At 69.9% G+C, this 18,437-nt stretch carries 2 protein-coding genes; both read left to right on the top strand.

From position 1 onward, the window contains the following. A partial coding sequence (locus ACZ4VF_RS34970) for an SDR family NAD(P)-dependent oxidoreductase (RefSeq protein ID WP_467931072.1) occupies positions 1-7,965 on the top strand: 7,965 nt, incomplete at its 5' end. A gap of 45 nt (positions 7,966-8,010) precedes the next feature. Then, positions 8,011-18,426: an SDR family NAD(P)-dependent oxidoreductase gene (locus ACZ4VF_RS34965; RefSeq protein WP_467931070.1), complete on the top strand. Its 10,416-nt coding sequence runs from the start codon at positions 8,011-8,013 to the stop codon at positions 18,424-18,426. Positions 18,427-18,437 lie beyond the last annotated feature (11 nt).

Below are 18,437 nucleotides of genomic sequence, written 5' to 3'. Positions count from 1 at the left end.
GTGGTGGCGCGGCGTAGTCAGGTGATTGCGTCGTCGCTTGCTGGTGGGGGTGGGATGTTGTCGGTGGGTTTGCCGGTGGGTGTGGTGGAGGGGCGGTTGGGTGGGGGGTTGTCGGTTGCCGCGGTGAATGGTCCGTCGTCGGTGGTGGTGGCGGGTGGGGTGGATGTGTTGGGGGTGTTGGAGGAGGAGTTGCGTGCGGAGGGGGTGCGGGTTCGTCGGGTGCCGGTGGATTACGCGTCTCATTCGGTGGAGGTGGAGCGGGTCGAGGGTGAGTTGGCGGGGGTGTTGGAGGGTGTGTCGGCGGTGTCGTCGGGGGTGCCGTTTTATTCGACGGTGACGGGTGGGGTGGTGGATACGGCGGTGTTGGACGGGGGTTATTGGTATCGGAATCTGCGGGAGCGGGTGCGTCTTGAGGAGGTGACGCGTGCGTTGTTGGGGGAGGGGCGTCGGGTGTTCGTGGAGGTGAGTCCGCATCCGGTGCTGGGTTTTGTGCTTGCGGAGACGATGGGTGCGGTGGGTGTGGACGGCCTGGTGGTGGGGTCGTTGCGGCGTGGTGAGGGGGGTTTGGAGCGGTTCTTGCGGTCGGTGGGTGAGGTGTTCGCGGGGGGTGTGGACGTCGACTGGACAGCGGCGTTCGACGCGGGGTCCGCGCGGCGGGTGGAACTGCCGACGTATCCCTTCCAACACCAGAACTACTGGCTCGACGCCAACGACGTTCCCGCCGTCGAGGCCGATCCCGTCGACGCCGCCTTCTGGGCCGCCGTCGAAGCCGGCGACACCGACGCCCTCGCCGACGACTTCCAGGTCGAGGCCTCCGTACTCGGCGAAGTCCTGCCCGCACTCTCCTCCTGGCGCCGCCGCAGGCAGGAAGGGTCCGTCGTCGACGGATGGCGCTACCACCTCGGCTGGGACCGGATCGACACCACCGGCACCCTCACCGGCACCTGGCTCATAGCCGTCGGCACCGACGGCGGCCCGCTCGCCGATGCCGTCGCCACCGGTCTCACCGAACGCGGCGCGCAGACCGTGCGCGTAGAGGTCGACACCGAGAACACCGACCGGGATGCGCTGGCCGCCGCCCTGCCCGACGAGCCCCTCACCGGAATCGTGTCGCTCCTCGCACTCGACGGACGACCGCACCCCACACACACCACCTGGTCGCGCGGCACCATCGGTACCGTCACCCTCGTCCACGCCCTCGGCGACACAGGCATCGAGGCACCCCTGTGGGCGGTCACGGCCGGCGGCGTCGCCGTCGCCGACCCCGCCGAGCTGACCGACGTCTCCCAGCACGTCATGTGGGGCGTCGGCACCGTCCTGGCCCTGGACAACCCCCGGACCTGGGGCGGCCTCGTCGACCTGCCCTCCGCCACCGGCGAACCCGACCCGCACACCCTCGACCTGCTGTGCACCGCCCTCTCCGGAGCCGACGACGAGGACCAACTCGCCGTACGGCCGGACGGCCTGTACGCCCGCCGCATGCACCGCGCCCCGCTGGACGGCGCCCCCGCCCCGAAGCCCTGGACGCCGCGCGGCACCGTACTGATCACCGGTGGCACGGGCGGCACGGGAGCCCACGTCGCCCGACGGCTGGCCGAACAGGGCGCCGAACACCTCGTACTGACCAGCCGGCGCGGCCCCGACGCCCCCGGCGCGGATGAACTGCGGGCCGAGCTGGAGGCCCTCGGCGCCCAGGTCACCATCACCGCCTGCGACATCGCAGAACGCGACGCGGTCGCCGCCCTCCTCGACGCCGTACCCGCCGAACGGCCGCTGACCGCGGTCCTGCACCTCGCGGGCTCGCCCCAGACCGAATCACCCCTGTCCAGGCTCACGGTCGAGCAGTTCGCCGAGATGGGACGTGCCAAGATCGCCGGTGCCCGTCACCTGGACGACCTGCTCGGCGACCGCGACCTCGACGCCTTCGTCCTCTTCTCCTCCGGCGCCGCCGCCTGGGGCAGCAACGGCCTCACCTCGTACGCCGGGGCCAACGCCCACCTCGACGCGCTGGCACACCACCGTCGCGCCCGCGGGCTGACCGCCACCTCCATCGCCTGGGGCGCCTGGGACGGCGGCGGCATGGTCGACGCGTCCATGGCGAGCGAGTTCGCCAAGCTCGGCGTCACCCTGATGGACCCGGACCTCGCCGTCACCGCACTGGTGCAGGCCGTCGAGCACGACGAGACCCACGTGGTCGTCGCCGGCATCGACTGGAGCCGCTTCGCCCCGGCCTTCACGCTCTCCCGTCCCCGCCCGCTGCTGCGCGGCCTGCCCGAGGTCGCCGAACTCCTCGCCGCCGGCACCCAGGACCGCCCCGACACCGACGGGTCCGCCCTCCGCGCCGAACTGCTGGAGCTCTCACCGGCCGAACAGGAACGCCTGCTGGTCCGCCTGGTACGCACCGAGGCCGGAGCCGTCCTCGGCCACGCGGACGCCGAAGGCGTCGAGGAGGAGAGGGCGTTCAAGGAGATCGGGTTCGACTCGGTCACCGCGGTGGAACTGCGCAACCGTCTCAACGCCGCCACACGACTGCGGCTGCCCGCCACCCTCGTCTTCGACTACCCGAGCCCCAGGGCCCTCGCCGACCACCTTCGCGCGGAACTCGTCGGCGACCGTACCGCGGACCTCGTCGGCGACCGGACCGCCGCCGCCCAGCCCGTCGTCACACCGTCCCCCGTGACCGACGACCCGATCGCGATCGTCTCCATGAGCTGCCGCCTCCCCGGCGGCGTCACCTCGCCCGAGGACCTGTGGACCCTGCTCGTCGAGGGCCGCGACGCGCTCGCCGACTTCCCCGCCGACCGCGGCTGGAACCTGGACGGCCTCCTCTCCGACGACCCGGACGCCCCCGGCACGACGTACGTCCGCAAGGGCGGCTTCCTGCACGGAGTAGCCGACTTCGACGCCGACTTCTTCGGCATCAACCCCCGTGAAGCGCTGGCGATGGACCCGCAGCAGCGGCTGCTGCTGGAGACCTCCTGGGAGGTCTTCGAGCGTGCGGGCATCGACCCGACCTCACTGCGGGGCAAGGACGTCGGTGTCTTCACCGGCATGGGAGCACAGGACTACACACCCCGCCTCGGCGGCGGCACCGAGGGCACCGAGGGCTACGCCCTGACCGGCAGCGCGGGCAGCGTCGCCTCCGGCCGCGTCTCCTACGCCCTGGGCCTGGAGGGACCCGCGCTCACCATCGACACCGCGTGCTCCTCGTCGCTGGTGGCGATGCACTCCGCGATGCAGGCCCTGCGCAACGGCGAGTGCTCACTCGCCCTGGCCGGCGGCGTCGCCGTCATGTCCAGCCCCGGAGTCTTCGTCGAGTTCTCACGTCAACGGGGCCTCGCACCGGACGGACGCTGCAAGGCGTTCGCCGAGGGCGCGGACGGCACGGGATGGGCCGAGGGCGTAGGCGTCCTCCTGCTGGAGCGCCTGTCGGACGCTCGCCGCAACGGCCACGAGGTGCTGGCGGTGGTCCGGGGCAGTGCGGTGAACCAGGACGGAGCGTCCAACGGCCTGACCGCGCCGAACGGTCCTTCACAGCAGCGCGTGATCCGGCAGGCGCTGGCGAACGCCGGCCTGTCGGCGGCCGAAGTCGACGCGGTCGAGGCGCACGGCACGGGTACGGCGCTGGGTGACCCGATCGAGGCCCAGGCCCTGATCGCCACCTACGGCCAGGAGCGACCGGGTGATGACCGTCCGCTGATGATCGGGGCCCTGAAGTCGAACCTCGGTCACACCGGCGCCACCGCGGGTGTGGCGGGTGTGATCAAGATGGTGCAGGCGATGCGGCACGGTGTGCTGCCCAAGACGCTGCACGTGGACGCGCCGTCGTCGAAGGTGGACTGGTCGGCGGGTGCGGTGGAGTTGCTGACGGAGTCGCGGGCCTGGCCCGAGGCCGACCGTCCTCGGCGTGCGGGTGTGTCGGCGTTCGGTATCAGCGGCACGAACGCGCATGTGATCCTGGAGGGGGTCGAGCCCGCGGCTCCGGCGGAGCGTGTGGTGGCGCCGGACGATGTGGTGTCGGACGGTGTGGTGCCGCTGGTGCTGTCGGGCAAGTCACCGGAAGCCGTGCGTGCGCAGGCGGAGCGGTTGGCGGGTTTCCTGGGTGAGGGTCCGGGGGTGCGTCTGACTGATGTCGCGTATTCGCTGGCGACGACGCGTGCGCGTTTCGATCACCGTGCGGTGGTGGTCGCGGGCTCGGTGGACGAGGCGCGGGAGGGCCTGGCGTCGTCGGTGCGTGCGCAGGCCGTGGTCCCGGGCCGTCTGGGTGTGCTGTTCACCGGCCAGGGGTCGCAGCGAGTGGGTATGGGTCGTGAGTTGTATGCCGCCTTCCCGGTGTTCGCGGATGCCTTCGACGAGGTGTGCGCGGCCGTCGACAAGAGTCTGGGCTGCTCGCTCAAGGACGTGGTCTTCGAGGGTGGGGACCTGATTGATGAGACGCGGTATGCGCAGCCGGCTCTGTTCGCTGTCGAGGTGGCGCTCTTTCGTCTTGTCGGGTCGTGGGGTGTGGTTGCTGATGTTCTGGCGGGTCATTCGGTCGGCGAGGTGACGGCTGCGTATCTGGCGAGCGTGTGGTCGCTGGAGGACGCGGCGGCGCTGGTGGTGGCGCGTGGCCGGCTGATGCAGGCCTTGCCCGCTGGTGGGGTGATGGTCGCGGTGGAGGCGGCGGAGGACGAGGTCACGCCGTTGCTGACATCGGGCGTGAGCGTCGCCGCGGTGAACGGGGCGGCATCGGTGGTGCTGTCGGGTGACCAGGTGGAGGTCGAGGCGGTGGTGGGCCGTCTTGAGGGGCGGCGGGTGAAGCGCTTGAGGGTCTCGCATGCCTTCCACTCGCCGTTGATGGATCCGATGCTGGAGGAGTTCCGGCAGATCGCGGCCGGGCTGACCTACCACCGGCCGTCGCTTCCGGTGGTGTCGAACCTGACCGGTGAGCTGGCGGATCCGGAGCGGCTGTGTTCGCCGGAGTACTGGGTGGAGCACGTGCGGGGCACGGTCCGCTTCCACGACGGTGTGCAGGCTATGCGGGCGGAGAAGGTCTCGACCTTCTTGGAGTTGGGCCCTGATGGTGTGTTGTCGGGGATGGTGGCGGAGGACTGTGTGCCGTCGCTGCGGCGGGATGTGTCCGAGGACCGCGCCCTGATGGCGACCCTGGGCCGGCTGCACACGCGTGGTGTCGACGTCGACTGGGAGAAGGTCTTCTCCGGCACCGGCGCCCACCGCGTGGCCCTGCCCACGTACGCCTTCCAGCACCAGCGTTACTGGCTGAATCCGACGCCGTCCGGCGGGGACCCCGCACTGGCGGCTGGGCATCCTCTGCTCGACATCGTCGTGGGTGTGCCCGACACCGGTGGCGTGGTCGCCACGGGGCGCTTGTCGCTTGCCGCGCAGCCGTGGCTGGCGGATCACACCGTGGCGGGTGTGGTGACGCTGCCGAGTGCTGCTCTGGTGGAGTTGGCGATTCGGGCGGGGGACGAGGTCGGTGCGCGTTCTCTGCGTGAACTGATCACCGACACTCCGCTGGTGGTCCCTGATCACGGTGGAGTGCGTATCCAGGTGTCTGTCGGTGAGGACACGGACGGTGTGCGGCCGGTGGCGGTGTATTCGCGGCCGGACGACGCCGAGCCCGACACGCCCTGGGTGCGCCATGCGAGCGGTCAGCTAGGTGAGGACGCGCCGGTTCCGGACGCCGCCTTCGGGGTCTGGCCGCCGGAGGGGGCGCAGCCTGTCGACCTGACCGGTTTCTACGCGGACCAGGCGGCCGCAGGTTATGGGTACGGGCCGCTGTTCCAGGGGCTCAGGTCGTTGTGGACGCTGGGCGAGGACATCTACGCCGAGGTCGCGCTCCCGGAGGAGGATGCGGAGGCGGCGGCCGGGTTCGGTGTGCATCCCGCGCTTCTCGACGCGGTCCTGCACTGCGGGGCCTTCACGGAACGGAAGGCCGAGGAGGGCAAACTCATCCTGCCCTTCGCGTGGAACGGAGTGACGCTGCACGCCTCCGGCGCGGCCGCCCTGCGGGTGCGCATGACGCCCACCGGACCCGAATCCGTCACGCTCGAACTCGCCGACGGCGAGGGCGCCCCGGTCGCGTCGGTGGAGTCCCTCGTGCTGCGGGCGGTGGCTGATGACCAGTTGAGGGTGTCCGGGGCGGGTGACGGTGGGTCGCTGTTCCGGGTGGAGTGGTCGCCGATGGCGGTGCCGGTGTCTGAGGGTGCGGGCGGTGTCGAGGTGGAGGTCTTGGAGGTTCCCCGGTCGGGCTCTGTGGATGCCGTGGTTGTGCGTGAGGTGTCGGCTGGTGTTCTGGCTGGGGTGCAGTCGTTCCTTGCGTCGTCGGGTGGGGGCCGGTTGGTGGTGGTGTCGCGGGGTGCGGTGGTGGCTGGTGGTGATGCCGGTGTGGTGGATCCGGTGGCGGCTGCGGTGTGGGGGTTGGTGCGTTCGGCGCAGGCGGAGAGTCCTGGGCGGGTGGTTTTGCTGGATGTGGGTGTGGGGGGTGTGGTGCCGGCGGGTGGGGTGCTGGCGGGTGTGGCTGGTGGTGGTGAGTCGCAGGTCGCGTTCCGCTCGGACGGGATGTTCGTGCCGAGGCTGGTGGGTGCCGGGGTGGTGCGTGCCGGGGTGGAGCGGTCTGCGGGGCGGTCGGTGTTCCGTGCTGGTGGGACGGTGCTGGTCACCGGCGGTACAGGAACGCTGGGTGGCCTGGTGGCCCGGCATCTTGTCACGGCGCATGGTGTGCGCAACTTGCTGTTGACGAGCCGTCGTGGTCCGGAGGCGCCCGGCGCCCGGGAGCTGACGGCGGAACTGGAGGCGGCGGGAGCGACGGTCACTGTCGTGGCGTGTGATGTGGCGGATCGTGAGGTGTTGGCGGGGTTGTTGGCGCGGGTGCCTGTGGATGCTCCGTTGGTGGGGGTGGTGCATACCGCGGGTGTGTTGGATGACGGGGTGTTCTCGGGTCTGACCGCGGAGCGGTTGGCGGGGGTGTTCCGGCCGAAGGTGGACGCGGTGTTGGCGTTGCATGAGGCGACGCGGGGCGTGGATCTGGATGCGTTCGTGTTGTATTCGTCGGCGTCGGGTGTGCTGGGTGGTGCGGGTCAGGGGAATTACGCGGCGGCGAACGCGTTTGTGGATGCTTTCGCGGGGTGGCGTCGTGGGCAGGGTCTGCCGGCGGTGTCGTTGGCGTGGGGGTTGTGGGGTGAGGCGAGTGCGATGACAGGTTCGCTCGGGGAGTCCGATCAGGCGCGGATGCGGCGCAGTGGTATCCGGCCGCTGTCCGCGGCAGAGGGCATGGCACTCTTCGATGCCGGCCTCACCGCCGACGAACCCGCCCTGGTACCCGTCAAGTTCGACCTCCCCACCCTCAGCGCACAGGCCGCGGCGGGCGAGGTGCCGCCGATGCTGCGAAGCCTGGTCCGCCGGCCGCGCCGGATCGTCCGCACCGGTGCCACCGATCGCGCCGGCGCTGCGCCCGGAGAGACCCTGATCGACCGGCTGGGGACGATGGCTCACTCCGAGCGGCAGCGCGCCCTGGTCGACCTGGTCAGCGCCGATGCCGCGGCCGTGCTGGGCGGACGCCGGCGCAACGCGATCGCGCCGGACCGTGCCTTCAAGGACCTCGGTTTCGACTCGCTCACAGGTGTGGAACTGCGCAACCGGCTCGCCGCGGCCACGGGTCTCCAGCTCCCCGCCTCGGCGGTGTTCGACTATCCGACGCCAGCCGCCCTCGCCGACGTCCTTCTGGAACAACTCGGCGTCTCACCGATGTCCGTGCTCGCCGAACTGGACCGGCTGGAAGCGGCGTTGAGCAGTACGTCGCTGGACGATGACGTGATGGCCCAGACGGCCAAGCGCCTGCAGACCTTGGCCTCCCGGTACGCGTCGTCCGGTGCCCCTGCGGAGGACGAGGCGCACTTCGACCTGGACTCCGCCTCCGACGACGAACTCTTCAGCTTCGCGGAGAACGAGCTCGGCTCTTCCTGACAGCAGCGCCGGCCCACCACACCTGTTGAGCAGGAGGAACTTTCGATGAGCACGAACGACGACAAGCTGCGCGACTACCTCAAGCGAGCCCTCGCCGACCTCAGCCAGGCACGCAAGCGGCTGCGCGAGGTCGAATCCGAGAAGACGGACCCCATCGCGATCATCGCCATGGGCTGCCGTCTCCCGGGCGGCGTCTCCTCGCCGGAGGAGCTGTGGGAGCTGGTCGCCGGGGGCCGCGACGCCATCTCGCCGTTCCCGACCGACCGCGGCTGGGACGTGAACGGGCTGTTCGACCCCGACCCCGAGCGCCCCGGCAGGTCGTATGTCAGGGAGGGCGGTTTCGTCACCGACGCAGCGGAGTTCGACGCCGCCTTCTTCGGGATCAGCCCGCGCGAGGCCGTGGCGATGGACCCACAGCAGCGGCTGCTGCTGGAGACCTCCTGGGAGGTCTTCGAGCGTGCGGGCATCGACCCGACTTCGCTGCGTGGCCGCAACGTGGGTGTGTTCGCCGGTACCAAGCCGCAGGACTACATCCCCAGCCTTGAAGGCGGGGAGTCCAGCACCGAGGGGTACGCCTTGACCGGCAGCGCCGGCGCGGTCACCTCCGGCCGTGTCTCGTACACCTTCGGCTTCGAAGGCCCCGCGGTCTCCATAGACACCGCCTGCTCCTCGGCGCTGGTCGCCATCCACCTGGCCGCCCAGGCACTGCGCAGCGGGGAATGCTCGCTCGCGCTCGCCGGCGGTGTGTCCGTGATGGCCACGCCGGGCGCGTTCGTGGCCTTCTCACGGCAGCGAGGGCTGGCGGCGGACGCTCGCTGCAAGGCGTTCGCCGAGGGTGCGGACGGTACGTCGTGGGCCGAGGGTGTGGGCCTGGTCCTGCTGGAGCGCCTTTCGGACGCTCGCCGCAACGGCCACGAGGTGCTGGCGGTGGTCCGGGGCAGTGCGGTCAACCAGGACGGAGCGTCCAACGGTCTCACCGCTCCCAATGGCCCCTCGCAACGACGCGTCATCCGCCAGGCACTGGCCAACTCAGGGCTGCTCGCCGCGGACGTCGACGCGGTGGAGGCGCACGGTACGGGTACGGCGCTGGGTGACCCGATCGAGGCGCAGGCCCTGATCGCGACGTACGGCCAAGGGCGCCCGGCGGACCGGCCGCTGTGGCTCGGCTCGGTGAAGTCCAACCTCGGTCACACCCAGGCGACCGCGGGTGTGGCGGGTGTGATCAAGATGGTGCAGGCGATGCGGCACGGTGTGCTGCCGAAGACGCTGCACGTGGACGCGCCGTCGTCGAAGGTGGACTGGTCGGCGGGTGCGGTGGAGTTGCTGACGGAGTCGCGGGCCTGGCCCGAGGCCGACCGTCCTCGGCGTGCGGGTGTGTCGGCGTTCGGTATCAGCGGCACCAACGCGCACGTCATCCTGGAAGCCGTCGAGAACGACCGTCCCGAGCCGACCAAGACGCGCGGTGTCGTACCCCTCGTTCTCTCGGGCAGGACGGCCGACGCGGTGGACGCGCAAGCCCGGCGCCTAGCCGACCATCTGGAACGGCACCCGCAGGTGAGCCTCACGGACACGGCCTACTCCCTGGTGACGACGCGTGCGCGTTTCGATCACCGTGCGGTGGTGGTCGCGGGCTCGGTGGACGAGGCGCGGGAGGGTCTGGCGTCGTCTGTGCGTGCGCAGGCCGTGGTTCCGGGTGGTCTGGGTGTGCTGTTTACCGGCCAGGGGTCGCAGCGGGTGGGTATGGGCCGTGAACTGCACGATGTGTTCCCGGTGTTCGCGGATGCGTTCGACGAGGTGTGCGCGGCCGTCGACAAGAGTCTGGGCCGCTCGCTCAAGGATGTGGTCTTCGAGGGCGGCGACCTGATCGACGAGACGCGGTATGCGCAGCCGGCCCTGTTCGCCGTCGAGGTCGCGCTCTTCCGTCTCGTCGGGTCGTGGGGTGTGGTTGCTGATGTTCTGGCGGGTCATTCGGTCGGTGAGGTGACGGCTGCGTATCTGGCGGGCGTGTGGTCGCTGGAGGACGCGGCGGCGCTGGTGGTGGCGCGTGGCCGGCTGATGCAGGCCTTGCCCGCTGGTGGGGTGATGGTCGCGGTGGAGGCGGCGGAGGACGAGGTCACGCCGTTGCTGACCGCTGGTGTGAGCGTCGCCGCCGTGAACGGGGCGGCCTCGCTGGTGCTGTCGGGTGACCAGGTGGAGGTCGAGGCGGTGGTGGGCCGTCTTGAGGGGCGGCGGGTGAAGCGGCTGAGGGTCTCGCATGCCTTCCATTCGTCGTTGATGGATCCGATGCTGGAGGAGTTCCGGGAGATCGCGGCCGGGCTGACCTACCACGAGCCGTCGCTTCCGGTGGTGTCGAACCTGACCGGTGAGCTGGCGGATCCGGAGCGGCTGTGCTCGCCGGAGTACTGGGTGGAGCACGTGCGGGGCACGGTCCGCTTCCACGACGGTGTGCAGGCTATGCGGGCGGAGAAGGTCTCGACCTTCTTGGAGTTGGGCCCTGATGGTGTGCTGTCGGGGATGGTCGCGGGGGACTGCGTACCCTCCCTGCGGCGGGACGTCCCCGAGGACCGCGCCCTGATGGCGACCCTGGGCCGGCTGCACACGCGTGGTGTCGACGTCGACTGGGAGAAGGTCTTCTCCGGTACCGGCGCGCACCGCGTGGCCCTGCCCACCTACGCCTTCCAGCACCAGCGTTACTGGCTGAATCCGACGCCGTCCGGCGGGGACCCCGCACTGGCGGCTGGGCATCCGTTGCTCGACATCGTCGTGGGTGTGCCCGACACCGGTGGCGTGGTGTGCACCGGCCGGCTCTCCCTGGCAGCGCAGCCGTGGCTGGCGGATCATGCGGTGTCGGGTGTGGTTCTGCTGCCGGGTACCGCCCTGGTGGAACTCGCGGTCCGTGCGGGCGACGAGGTCGGTGCGCGTTCCCTCAGCGAACTGATCATCGAGGCGCCTGTGGTGATCCCCGACGCCGGCTCTGTTCGTGTCCAGGTGTCCGTTGGCGAGGACACGGGCGGTGTGCGGGCGGTGGCGGTGTATTCGCGGCCGGACGACGCCGAGCCCGACATGCCCTGGGTGCGCCATGCGAGCGGTCGACTCAGTGCGGAGGCTCCTGCTCCCGCGGCCCCTCTCGGCATCTGGCCGCCGGAGGGCGCGGCGGCTGTGGCGGTGACGGACCTGTACGAAGAGTTGGCTGACCGCGGTTATGGCTATGGGCCGGTGTTCCAGGGGTTGCATGCGGTGTGGCGGCGTGGGGACGAGGTGTTCGGCGAGGTCGCTTTGCCGGCGGGTGAGGTGGAGTCGGCGGGTGGGTTCGGTCTGCATCCGGCGCTGTTGGATGCCGCGTTGCATGCGGGAGCTTTCCTGGGTGAGCGGGGGCCTGAGGGTGGGGGGTTGTTCCTGCCGTTCGTGTGGAGTGGTGTGTCGCTGCATGCCGCGGGTGCGTCGTCTCTGCGTGTGCGGCTGACGTCCACGGGGCCGGAGTCGCTGTCGCTGGATCTGGCCGATGGTGAGGGTGCGCCGGTGGCGTCGGTGGAGTCCCTTGTGCTGCGGGCGGTGGCTGAGGAGCAGTTGAGGGCGCCCGGAGCTGGTGGTGGGTCGCTGTTCCGGGTGGAGTGGTCGCCGATGGCGGTGCCGGTGTCTGAGGGTGCGGGCGGTGTCGAGGTGGAGGTCCTGGAGGTTCCCCGGTCGGGCTCTGTGGATGCCGTGGTTGTGCGTGAGGTGTCGGCTGGTGTTCTGGCTGGGGTGCAGTCGTTCCTTGCGTCGTCGGGTGGGGGCCGGTTGGTGGTGGTGTCGCGGGGTGCGGTGGTGGCTGGTGGTGATGCCGGTGTGGTGGATCCGGTGGCGGCTGCGGTGTGGGGGTTGGTGCGTTCGGCGCAGGCGGAGAGTCCTGGCCGGGTGGTTTTGCTGGATGTGGGTGTGGGGGGTGTGGTGCCGGCGGGTGGGGTGCTGGCGGGTGTGGCTGGTTGTGGTGAGTCGCAGGTGGCGGTGCGTTCGGACGGGTGGTTCGTGCCGAGGCTGGTGCGTGCCGGGGTGGAGCGGTCTGCGGGGCGGCCGGTGTTCCGTGCTGGTGGGACGGTACTGGTCACCGGTGGTACAGGAACGCTGGGTGGCCTGGTCGCCCGGCATCTCGTGGCCGCGCACGGTGTGCGCCACCTGTTGCTGACGAGCCGTCGCGGTCCGGAGGCGCCCGGCGCCCGGGAGTTGACGGCGGAACTGGAGGCGGCGGGAGCGACGGTCACCGTCGTGGCGTGCGACATGTCCAAGCGCAGGGCGGTGAAGAAGCTTCTCGCGACCGTCTCGCCCGACGCGCCGCTCACCGGGGTCGTGCATACGGCGGGAGTTCTGGACGACGGTGTGATCGAGAGCCTTACACCGGAGCGGATCGGTACCGTCTTCCGGCCGAAGGTCGATGCGGCACTGAACCTGCACGAGCTGACACGCGACATGAACGTGGACGTGTTCGTCCTGTTCTCCTCGGCCGCCGGTGTGATCGGAGGTCCGGGGCAGGGCAACTACTCGGCCGCGAACGCGTTCCTGGACGCCTTCGCCCAGTGGCGTCGCGCGCAGGGCCTGCCGGCGCTGTCGCTGGCCTGGGGTCTGTGGGCCGAGTCCAGCGCGATGACGGGGTCGCTGCAGGAGTCGGACCAGGCGCGTATGCGGCGCAGCGGTATTCGGCCGCTGTCGGCCGAGGAAGGCATGGCACTCTTCGACACCAGCCTCGCCGTCAACGAACCCAGCCTTGTTCCCGCCAAGTTCGACCTCCCCACCCTCACCGAGCAGGCAGGCAATGGTCAGTTGCCTCTGATGATGCGGGGGTTGGTGCGTCTGCCGCGTCGTGTGGTGAGTGGTGCGGTGGTGGCTGGTGGGGGTGTGGGGGATTCGTTGGTGGGCCGGCTCGCCGTGCTGTCTCGTGAGGGGCAGGAGCGTCATCTGGTGGAGTTGGTGCTGGGTGAGGTCGCGGGAGTGTTGGGGCATGCGGACGCGGCGAGTATCGGTGCCGGGCAGGCGTTCAACGATCTGGGTTTTGATTCGTTGACGGCGGTGGAGTTGCGGAACCGGTTGGGTGCCGTGACGGGGCTGGGGCTGTCGGCGACGCTGGTCTTCGATTATCCGTCGCCGGTGGTGTTGGCGGAGTTCTTGCGTGGGGAGTTGGTGGGCGAGGACGAGGGCCAGGCCGCGGGGGCGGTGGTCGGGGGTGTGGTGTCTGCTGCTTCGGTGGCCGATGATCCGGTCGCGATCGTGGCGATGGGGTGTCGTCTGCCGGGTGGGGTGGGTTCGCCGGAGGATCTGTGGCGTCTTGTGGTGGAGGGGCGTGAGGGGATCTCGGAGTTTCCGGAGGACCGGGGCTGGGATGTGGCGCGGTTGTTCGATCCTGATCCTGACCGGGTGGGTAAGTCGATGGTGCGTCATGGTGGGTTCCTGCATGATGCGGGGGAGTTCGATCCGGGGTTCTTCGGGATCAGTCCGCGTGAGGCGTTGGCGATGGATCCGCAGCAGCGGTTGCTGTTGGAGACGTCGTGGGAGGTGTTGGAGCGGGCGGGGATCGATCCGACGTCGCTGAAGGGCAGCCGCACCGGCGTCTTCGCCGGCGCCATGTACCACGACTACAGCGAGGCGGTTGCCGCCGGCAGCCTCGTGTCCGGCCGCCTCTCGTACACGCTCGGGTTCGAGGGTCCCTCCGTCACGGTTGATACGGCGTGTTCGTCGTCGCTGGTGGCGATGCACTCCGCGATGCAGGCCCTGCGCAACGGCGAGTGCTCGCTCGCGCTCGCCGGCGGCGTCGCCGTGATGTCCACGCCCATCGCGTTCGTACAGTTCTCGCGGCAGCGGGGTCTGGCGGCGGACGGCCGGTGCAAGTCGTTCGCGGCCGGTGCGGACGGTACGTCGTGGGCGGAGGGTGTCGGCCTGGTCCTGCTGGAGCGCCTGTCGGACGCTCGCCGCAACGGCCATGAGGTGCTGGCGGTGGTCCGGGGCAGTGCGGTCAACCAGGACGGTGCGTCCAACGGTCTGACCGCGCCGAATGGTCCTTCGCAGCAGCGTGTGATCCGGCAGGCGTTGGCGAGTGCCGGTCTGTCGGCGGCTGATGTCGACGCGGTCGAGGCGCACGGTACGGGCACGTCGTTGGGTGACCCGATCGAGGCACAGGCCCTCATAGCCACCTACGGTCAGGAGCGACCGGGTGATGACCGCCCCTTGTGGCTGGGGTCGTTGAAGTCGAACATCGGTCATGCACAGGCCGCGGCCGGTGTGGCGGGTGTGATCAAGATGGTGCAGGCGATGCGCCACGGTGTGCTGCCGAAGACGCTGCACGTGGACGCCCCTTCGCCGAAGGTGGACTGGTCGGCGGGTGCGGTCGAACTGCTCACCGAGTCACGGGAGTGGCAGACACAGGAGAACCGTCCTCGGCGAGCTGCGGTCTCCTCCTTCGGTATCAGCGGCACCAACGCGCATGTGATCCTGGAGGGGATCGAGCCCGAGGCTCCGGTGGAACGTGCGGATTTACCGGACGGTGTGGTGCCGCTGGTGCTGTCCGGCAGGACGGCCGACGCGGTGGACGCGCAGGCCCGGCGCCTGGCCGACCATCTGGAACGGCACCCGCAGGTGAGCCTCACGGACACGGCCTACTCCCTGGCGACGACGCGTGCGCGTTTCGATCACCGTGCGGTGGTGGTCGCGGGCTCGGTGGAGGAGGCGCGGGAGGGCCTGGCGTCGTCGGTGCGTGCGCAGGCCGTGGTTCCGGGCCGTCTGGGTGTGCTGTTTACCGGCCAGGGGTCGCAGCGAGTCGGCATGGGCCGTGAACTGCACGCTGCGTTTCCGGTGTTCGCCGATGCGTTCGACGAGGTGTGCGCGGCCGTCGACAAGAGTCTGGGCTGCTCGCTCAAGGATGTGGTCTTCGAGGGTGGGGACCTGCTGGATGAGACGCGGTATGCGCAGCCGGCTCTGTTCGCCCTGGAGGTGGCGCTCTTCCGTCTTGTCGGGTCGTGGGGTGTGGTTGCTGATGTTCTGGCGGGTCATTCGGTCGGTGAGGTGACGGCTGCGTATCTGGCGGGCGTGTGGTCGCTGGAGGACGCGGCGGCGCTGGTGGTGGCGCGTGGCCGACTGATGCAGGCCTTGCCCGCCGGCGGGGTGATGGTCGCGGTGGAGGCGGCGGAGGACGAGGTCACACCGTTGCTGACCGCTGGTGTGAGCGTCGCCGCCGTGAACGGGGCGACTTCGCTGGTGCTGTCCGGTGACCAGGTGGAGGTCGAGGCGGTGGTGGGCCGTCTTGAGGGGCGGCGGGTGAAGCGGCTGAGGGTCTCGCACGCCTTCCATTCGTCGTTGATGGATCCGATGCTGGAGGAGTTCCGGGAGATCGCGGCCGGGCTGACCTACCACGAGCCGTCCCTTCCGGTGGTGTCGAACCTGACCGGAGACCTGGCCGACCCGCAATGGCTGTGCTCGCCGGAGTACTGGGTGGAGCACGTGCGGGGCACGGTCCGCTTCCACGACGGTGTGCAGGCTATGCGGGCGGAGAAGGTCTCGACCTTCTTGGAGTTGGGCCCCGATGGTGTGCTGTCGGGGATGGTGGCGGAGGACTGCGTACCCTCCCTGCGGCGGGATGTCCCCGAGGACCGCGCTCTGATGACGACCCTGGGCCGGCTGCACACGCGTGGTGTCGACGTCGACTGGGAGAAGGTCTTCTCCGGTACCGGCGCGCACCGCGTGGCCCTGCCCACCTACGCCTTCCAGCACCAGCGCTACTGGCTGAACTCGAACGTGTCTTCCGTTGATCCCGCGTTCGCGGTCGAGCATCCGCTGCTCGACTCGGTCATCAGTGTTCCCGACACGGGAGGTGTCCTCGGCACGGGTCGGTTGTCACTTGCCGCCCAACCGTGGCTGGCGGATCACGCCGTGTCCGGCACGGTCCTGCTGCCGGGAGCGGCATTGGTCGAATTGGCCGTTCGTACTGGTGATGAGGTCGGCACGGGGGAGCTGCGGGAGCTCGTCATCGAGGCTCCGCTGGTGGTTCCCGACGCCGGCTCTGTTCGTGTCCAGGTGTCCGTTGGCGAGGACACGGGCGGTGTGCGGTCGGTGGCGGTGTATTCGCGGCCGGACGACGCCGAGACCGATGTGCCGTGGGTCCGTCATGCCACGGGTCAGCTCGGTGAGGACGCGCCGGTTCCGGACGCCGCCTTCGGGGTCTGGCCGCCGGAGGGGGCGCAGCCTGTCGACCTGACCGGTTTCTACGCGGACCAGGCGGCCGCCGGATACGGCTATGGGCCGGTGTTCCAGGGGTTGCATGCGGTGTGGCGGCGTGGGGACGAGGTGTTCGGCGAGGTCGCTTTGCCGGCGGGTGAGGTGGAGTCGGCGGGTGGGTTCGGTCTGCATCCGGCGCTGTTGGATGCCGCGTTGCATGCGGGAGCTTTCCTGGGTGAGCGGGGGCCTGACGGTGGGGGGTTGTTCTTGCCGTTCGTGTGGAGTGGGGTGTCGCTGCATGCTGCGGGTGCGTCGTCTCTACGTGTTCGGCTGACGTCCACGGGGCCGGAGTCGCTGTCGCTGGATCTGGCCGACGGTGAGGGTGTTCCGGTGGCGTCGGTGGAGTCTCTTGTGCTGCGGGCGGTGGCTGAGGAGCAGTTGAGGGTGTCCGGGGCTGGTGGTGGTGGGTCGCTGTTCCGGGTGGAGTGGTCGCCGATGGCGGTGCCGGTGTCTGAGGGTGCGGGCGGTGTCGAGGTGGAGGTCCTGGAGGTTCCCCGGTCGGGCTCTGTGGATGCCGTGGTTGTGCGTGAGGTGTCGGCTGGTGTTCTGGCTGGGGTGCAGTCGTTCCTTGCGTCGTCGGGTGGGGGCCGGTTGGTGGTGGTGTCGCGGGGTGCGGTGGTGGTTGGTGGTGATGCCGGTGTGGTGGATCCGGTGGCGGCTGCGGTGTGGGGGTTGGTGCGTTCGGCGCAGGCGGAGAGTCCTGGGCGGGTGGTTTTGCTGGATGTGGGTGTGGGGGGTGTGGTGCCGGCGGGTGGGGTGCTGGCGGGTGTGGCTGGTTGTGGTGAGTCGCAGGTGGCGCTCCGTTCGGGTGGGATGTTCGTGCCGAGGCTGGTGCGTGCCGGGGCGGTGCGGTCTGTGGGGCGGTCGGTGTTCCGTGCTGGTGGGACGGTGCTGGTCACCGGCGGTACAGGAACACTGGGTGGCCTGGTGGCCCGGCATCTTGTCACGGCGCATGGTGTGCGCAACTTGCTGTTGACGAGCCGTCGTGGTCCGGAGGCGCCCGGCGCCCAGGAGTTGACGGCGGAACTGGAGGCGGCGGGGGCGACGGTCACTGTCGTGGCGTGTGATGTGGCGGATCGTGAGGTGTTGGCGGGGTTGTTGGCGCGGGTGCCTGTGGATGCTCCGTTGGTGGGGGTGGTGCATACCGCGGGTGTGTTGGATGACGGGGTGTTCTCGGGTCTGACCGTGGAGCGGTTGGCGGGGGTGTTCCGGCCGAAGGTGGATGCGGTGTTGGCGTTGCATGAGGCGACGCGGGGCGTGGATCTGGATGCGTTCGTGTTGTATTCGTCGGCGTCGGGTGTGCTGGGTGGTGCGGGTCAGGGGAATTACGCGGCGGCGAACGCGTTTGTGGATGCTTTCGCGGGGTGGCGTCGTGGGCAGGGTCTGCCGGCGGTGTCGTTGGCGTGGGGGTTGTGGGGTGAGGCGAGTGCGATGACGGGTTCGCTCGGGGAGTCCGATCAGGCGCGGATGCGGCGCAGTGGTATCCGGCCGCTGTCCGCGGCAGAGGGCATGGCACTCTTCGATGCCGGCCTCACCGCCGACGAACCCACCCTGATACCCGTCAAGTTCGACCTCCCCACCCTCAGCGCACAAGCGGAAGCCGGTCGACTGACTCCCATGCTGCAGGGCCTGGTGCGCCGGCCTCGGCGTGCTGCCGCCGCGGGCGTACCTGTCGGTGCCGACTCCTTCTCGGCCCGATTGGCGGGGCTCCCGGAGGAGGAGCAGTCCGAAACACTGCTGAATCTGGTCCGCGACGAAGTCGCCGTCGTACTCGGGCACGCCGACGCCGAGAACATCACTCCGGGACAGGCATTCAGCGACATGGGATTCGACTCGCTCACCGCGGTCGAGCTTCGCAACCGCCTGAGCGGGCTGACGGGCATCCAGCTGCCCGCCACCCTGATCTTCGACTACCCGTCACCCGCCGCGATCACCGAGTACCTGCGCGCCGAACTGGTTCCGACCGCTGCGACCGGAGCTGTGGAGCTCACCGACGTGGACGAGGCCGAGCTGCGTAAGGTCCTCGCTTCCGTCCCGCTCAAGCGGCTCGAAGAAATCGGCGTACTACGGCAGTTGATGCACCTGGTGGCTGCGGTCCCAGGAGCCGCGGATCACGGTGCGGCTATTGCCGACTCTTCGGAAGTACGGCAGAACGCCGCACACCTGATCGCCGACATGGACGTCGCCGACCTCATCGAACGCGCGATGGGCAACACCCACAACTGAGCCCGCCGCGG

The organism is Streptomyces sp. NPDC029151, assembly GCF_055564315.1.
This window is presented reverse-complemented; position numbering and strand designations above follow the sequence as displayed.

Coding starts and splice junctions, on each gene's coding strand:
- ACZ4VF_RS34965 (WP_467931070.1), top strand. CDS start 8,011: ATGAGCACGAACGACGACAAGCTGCGCGACTACCTCAAGCGAGCCCTC.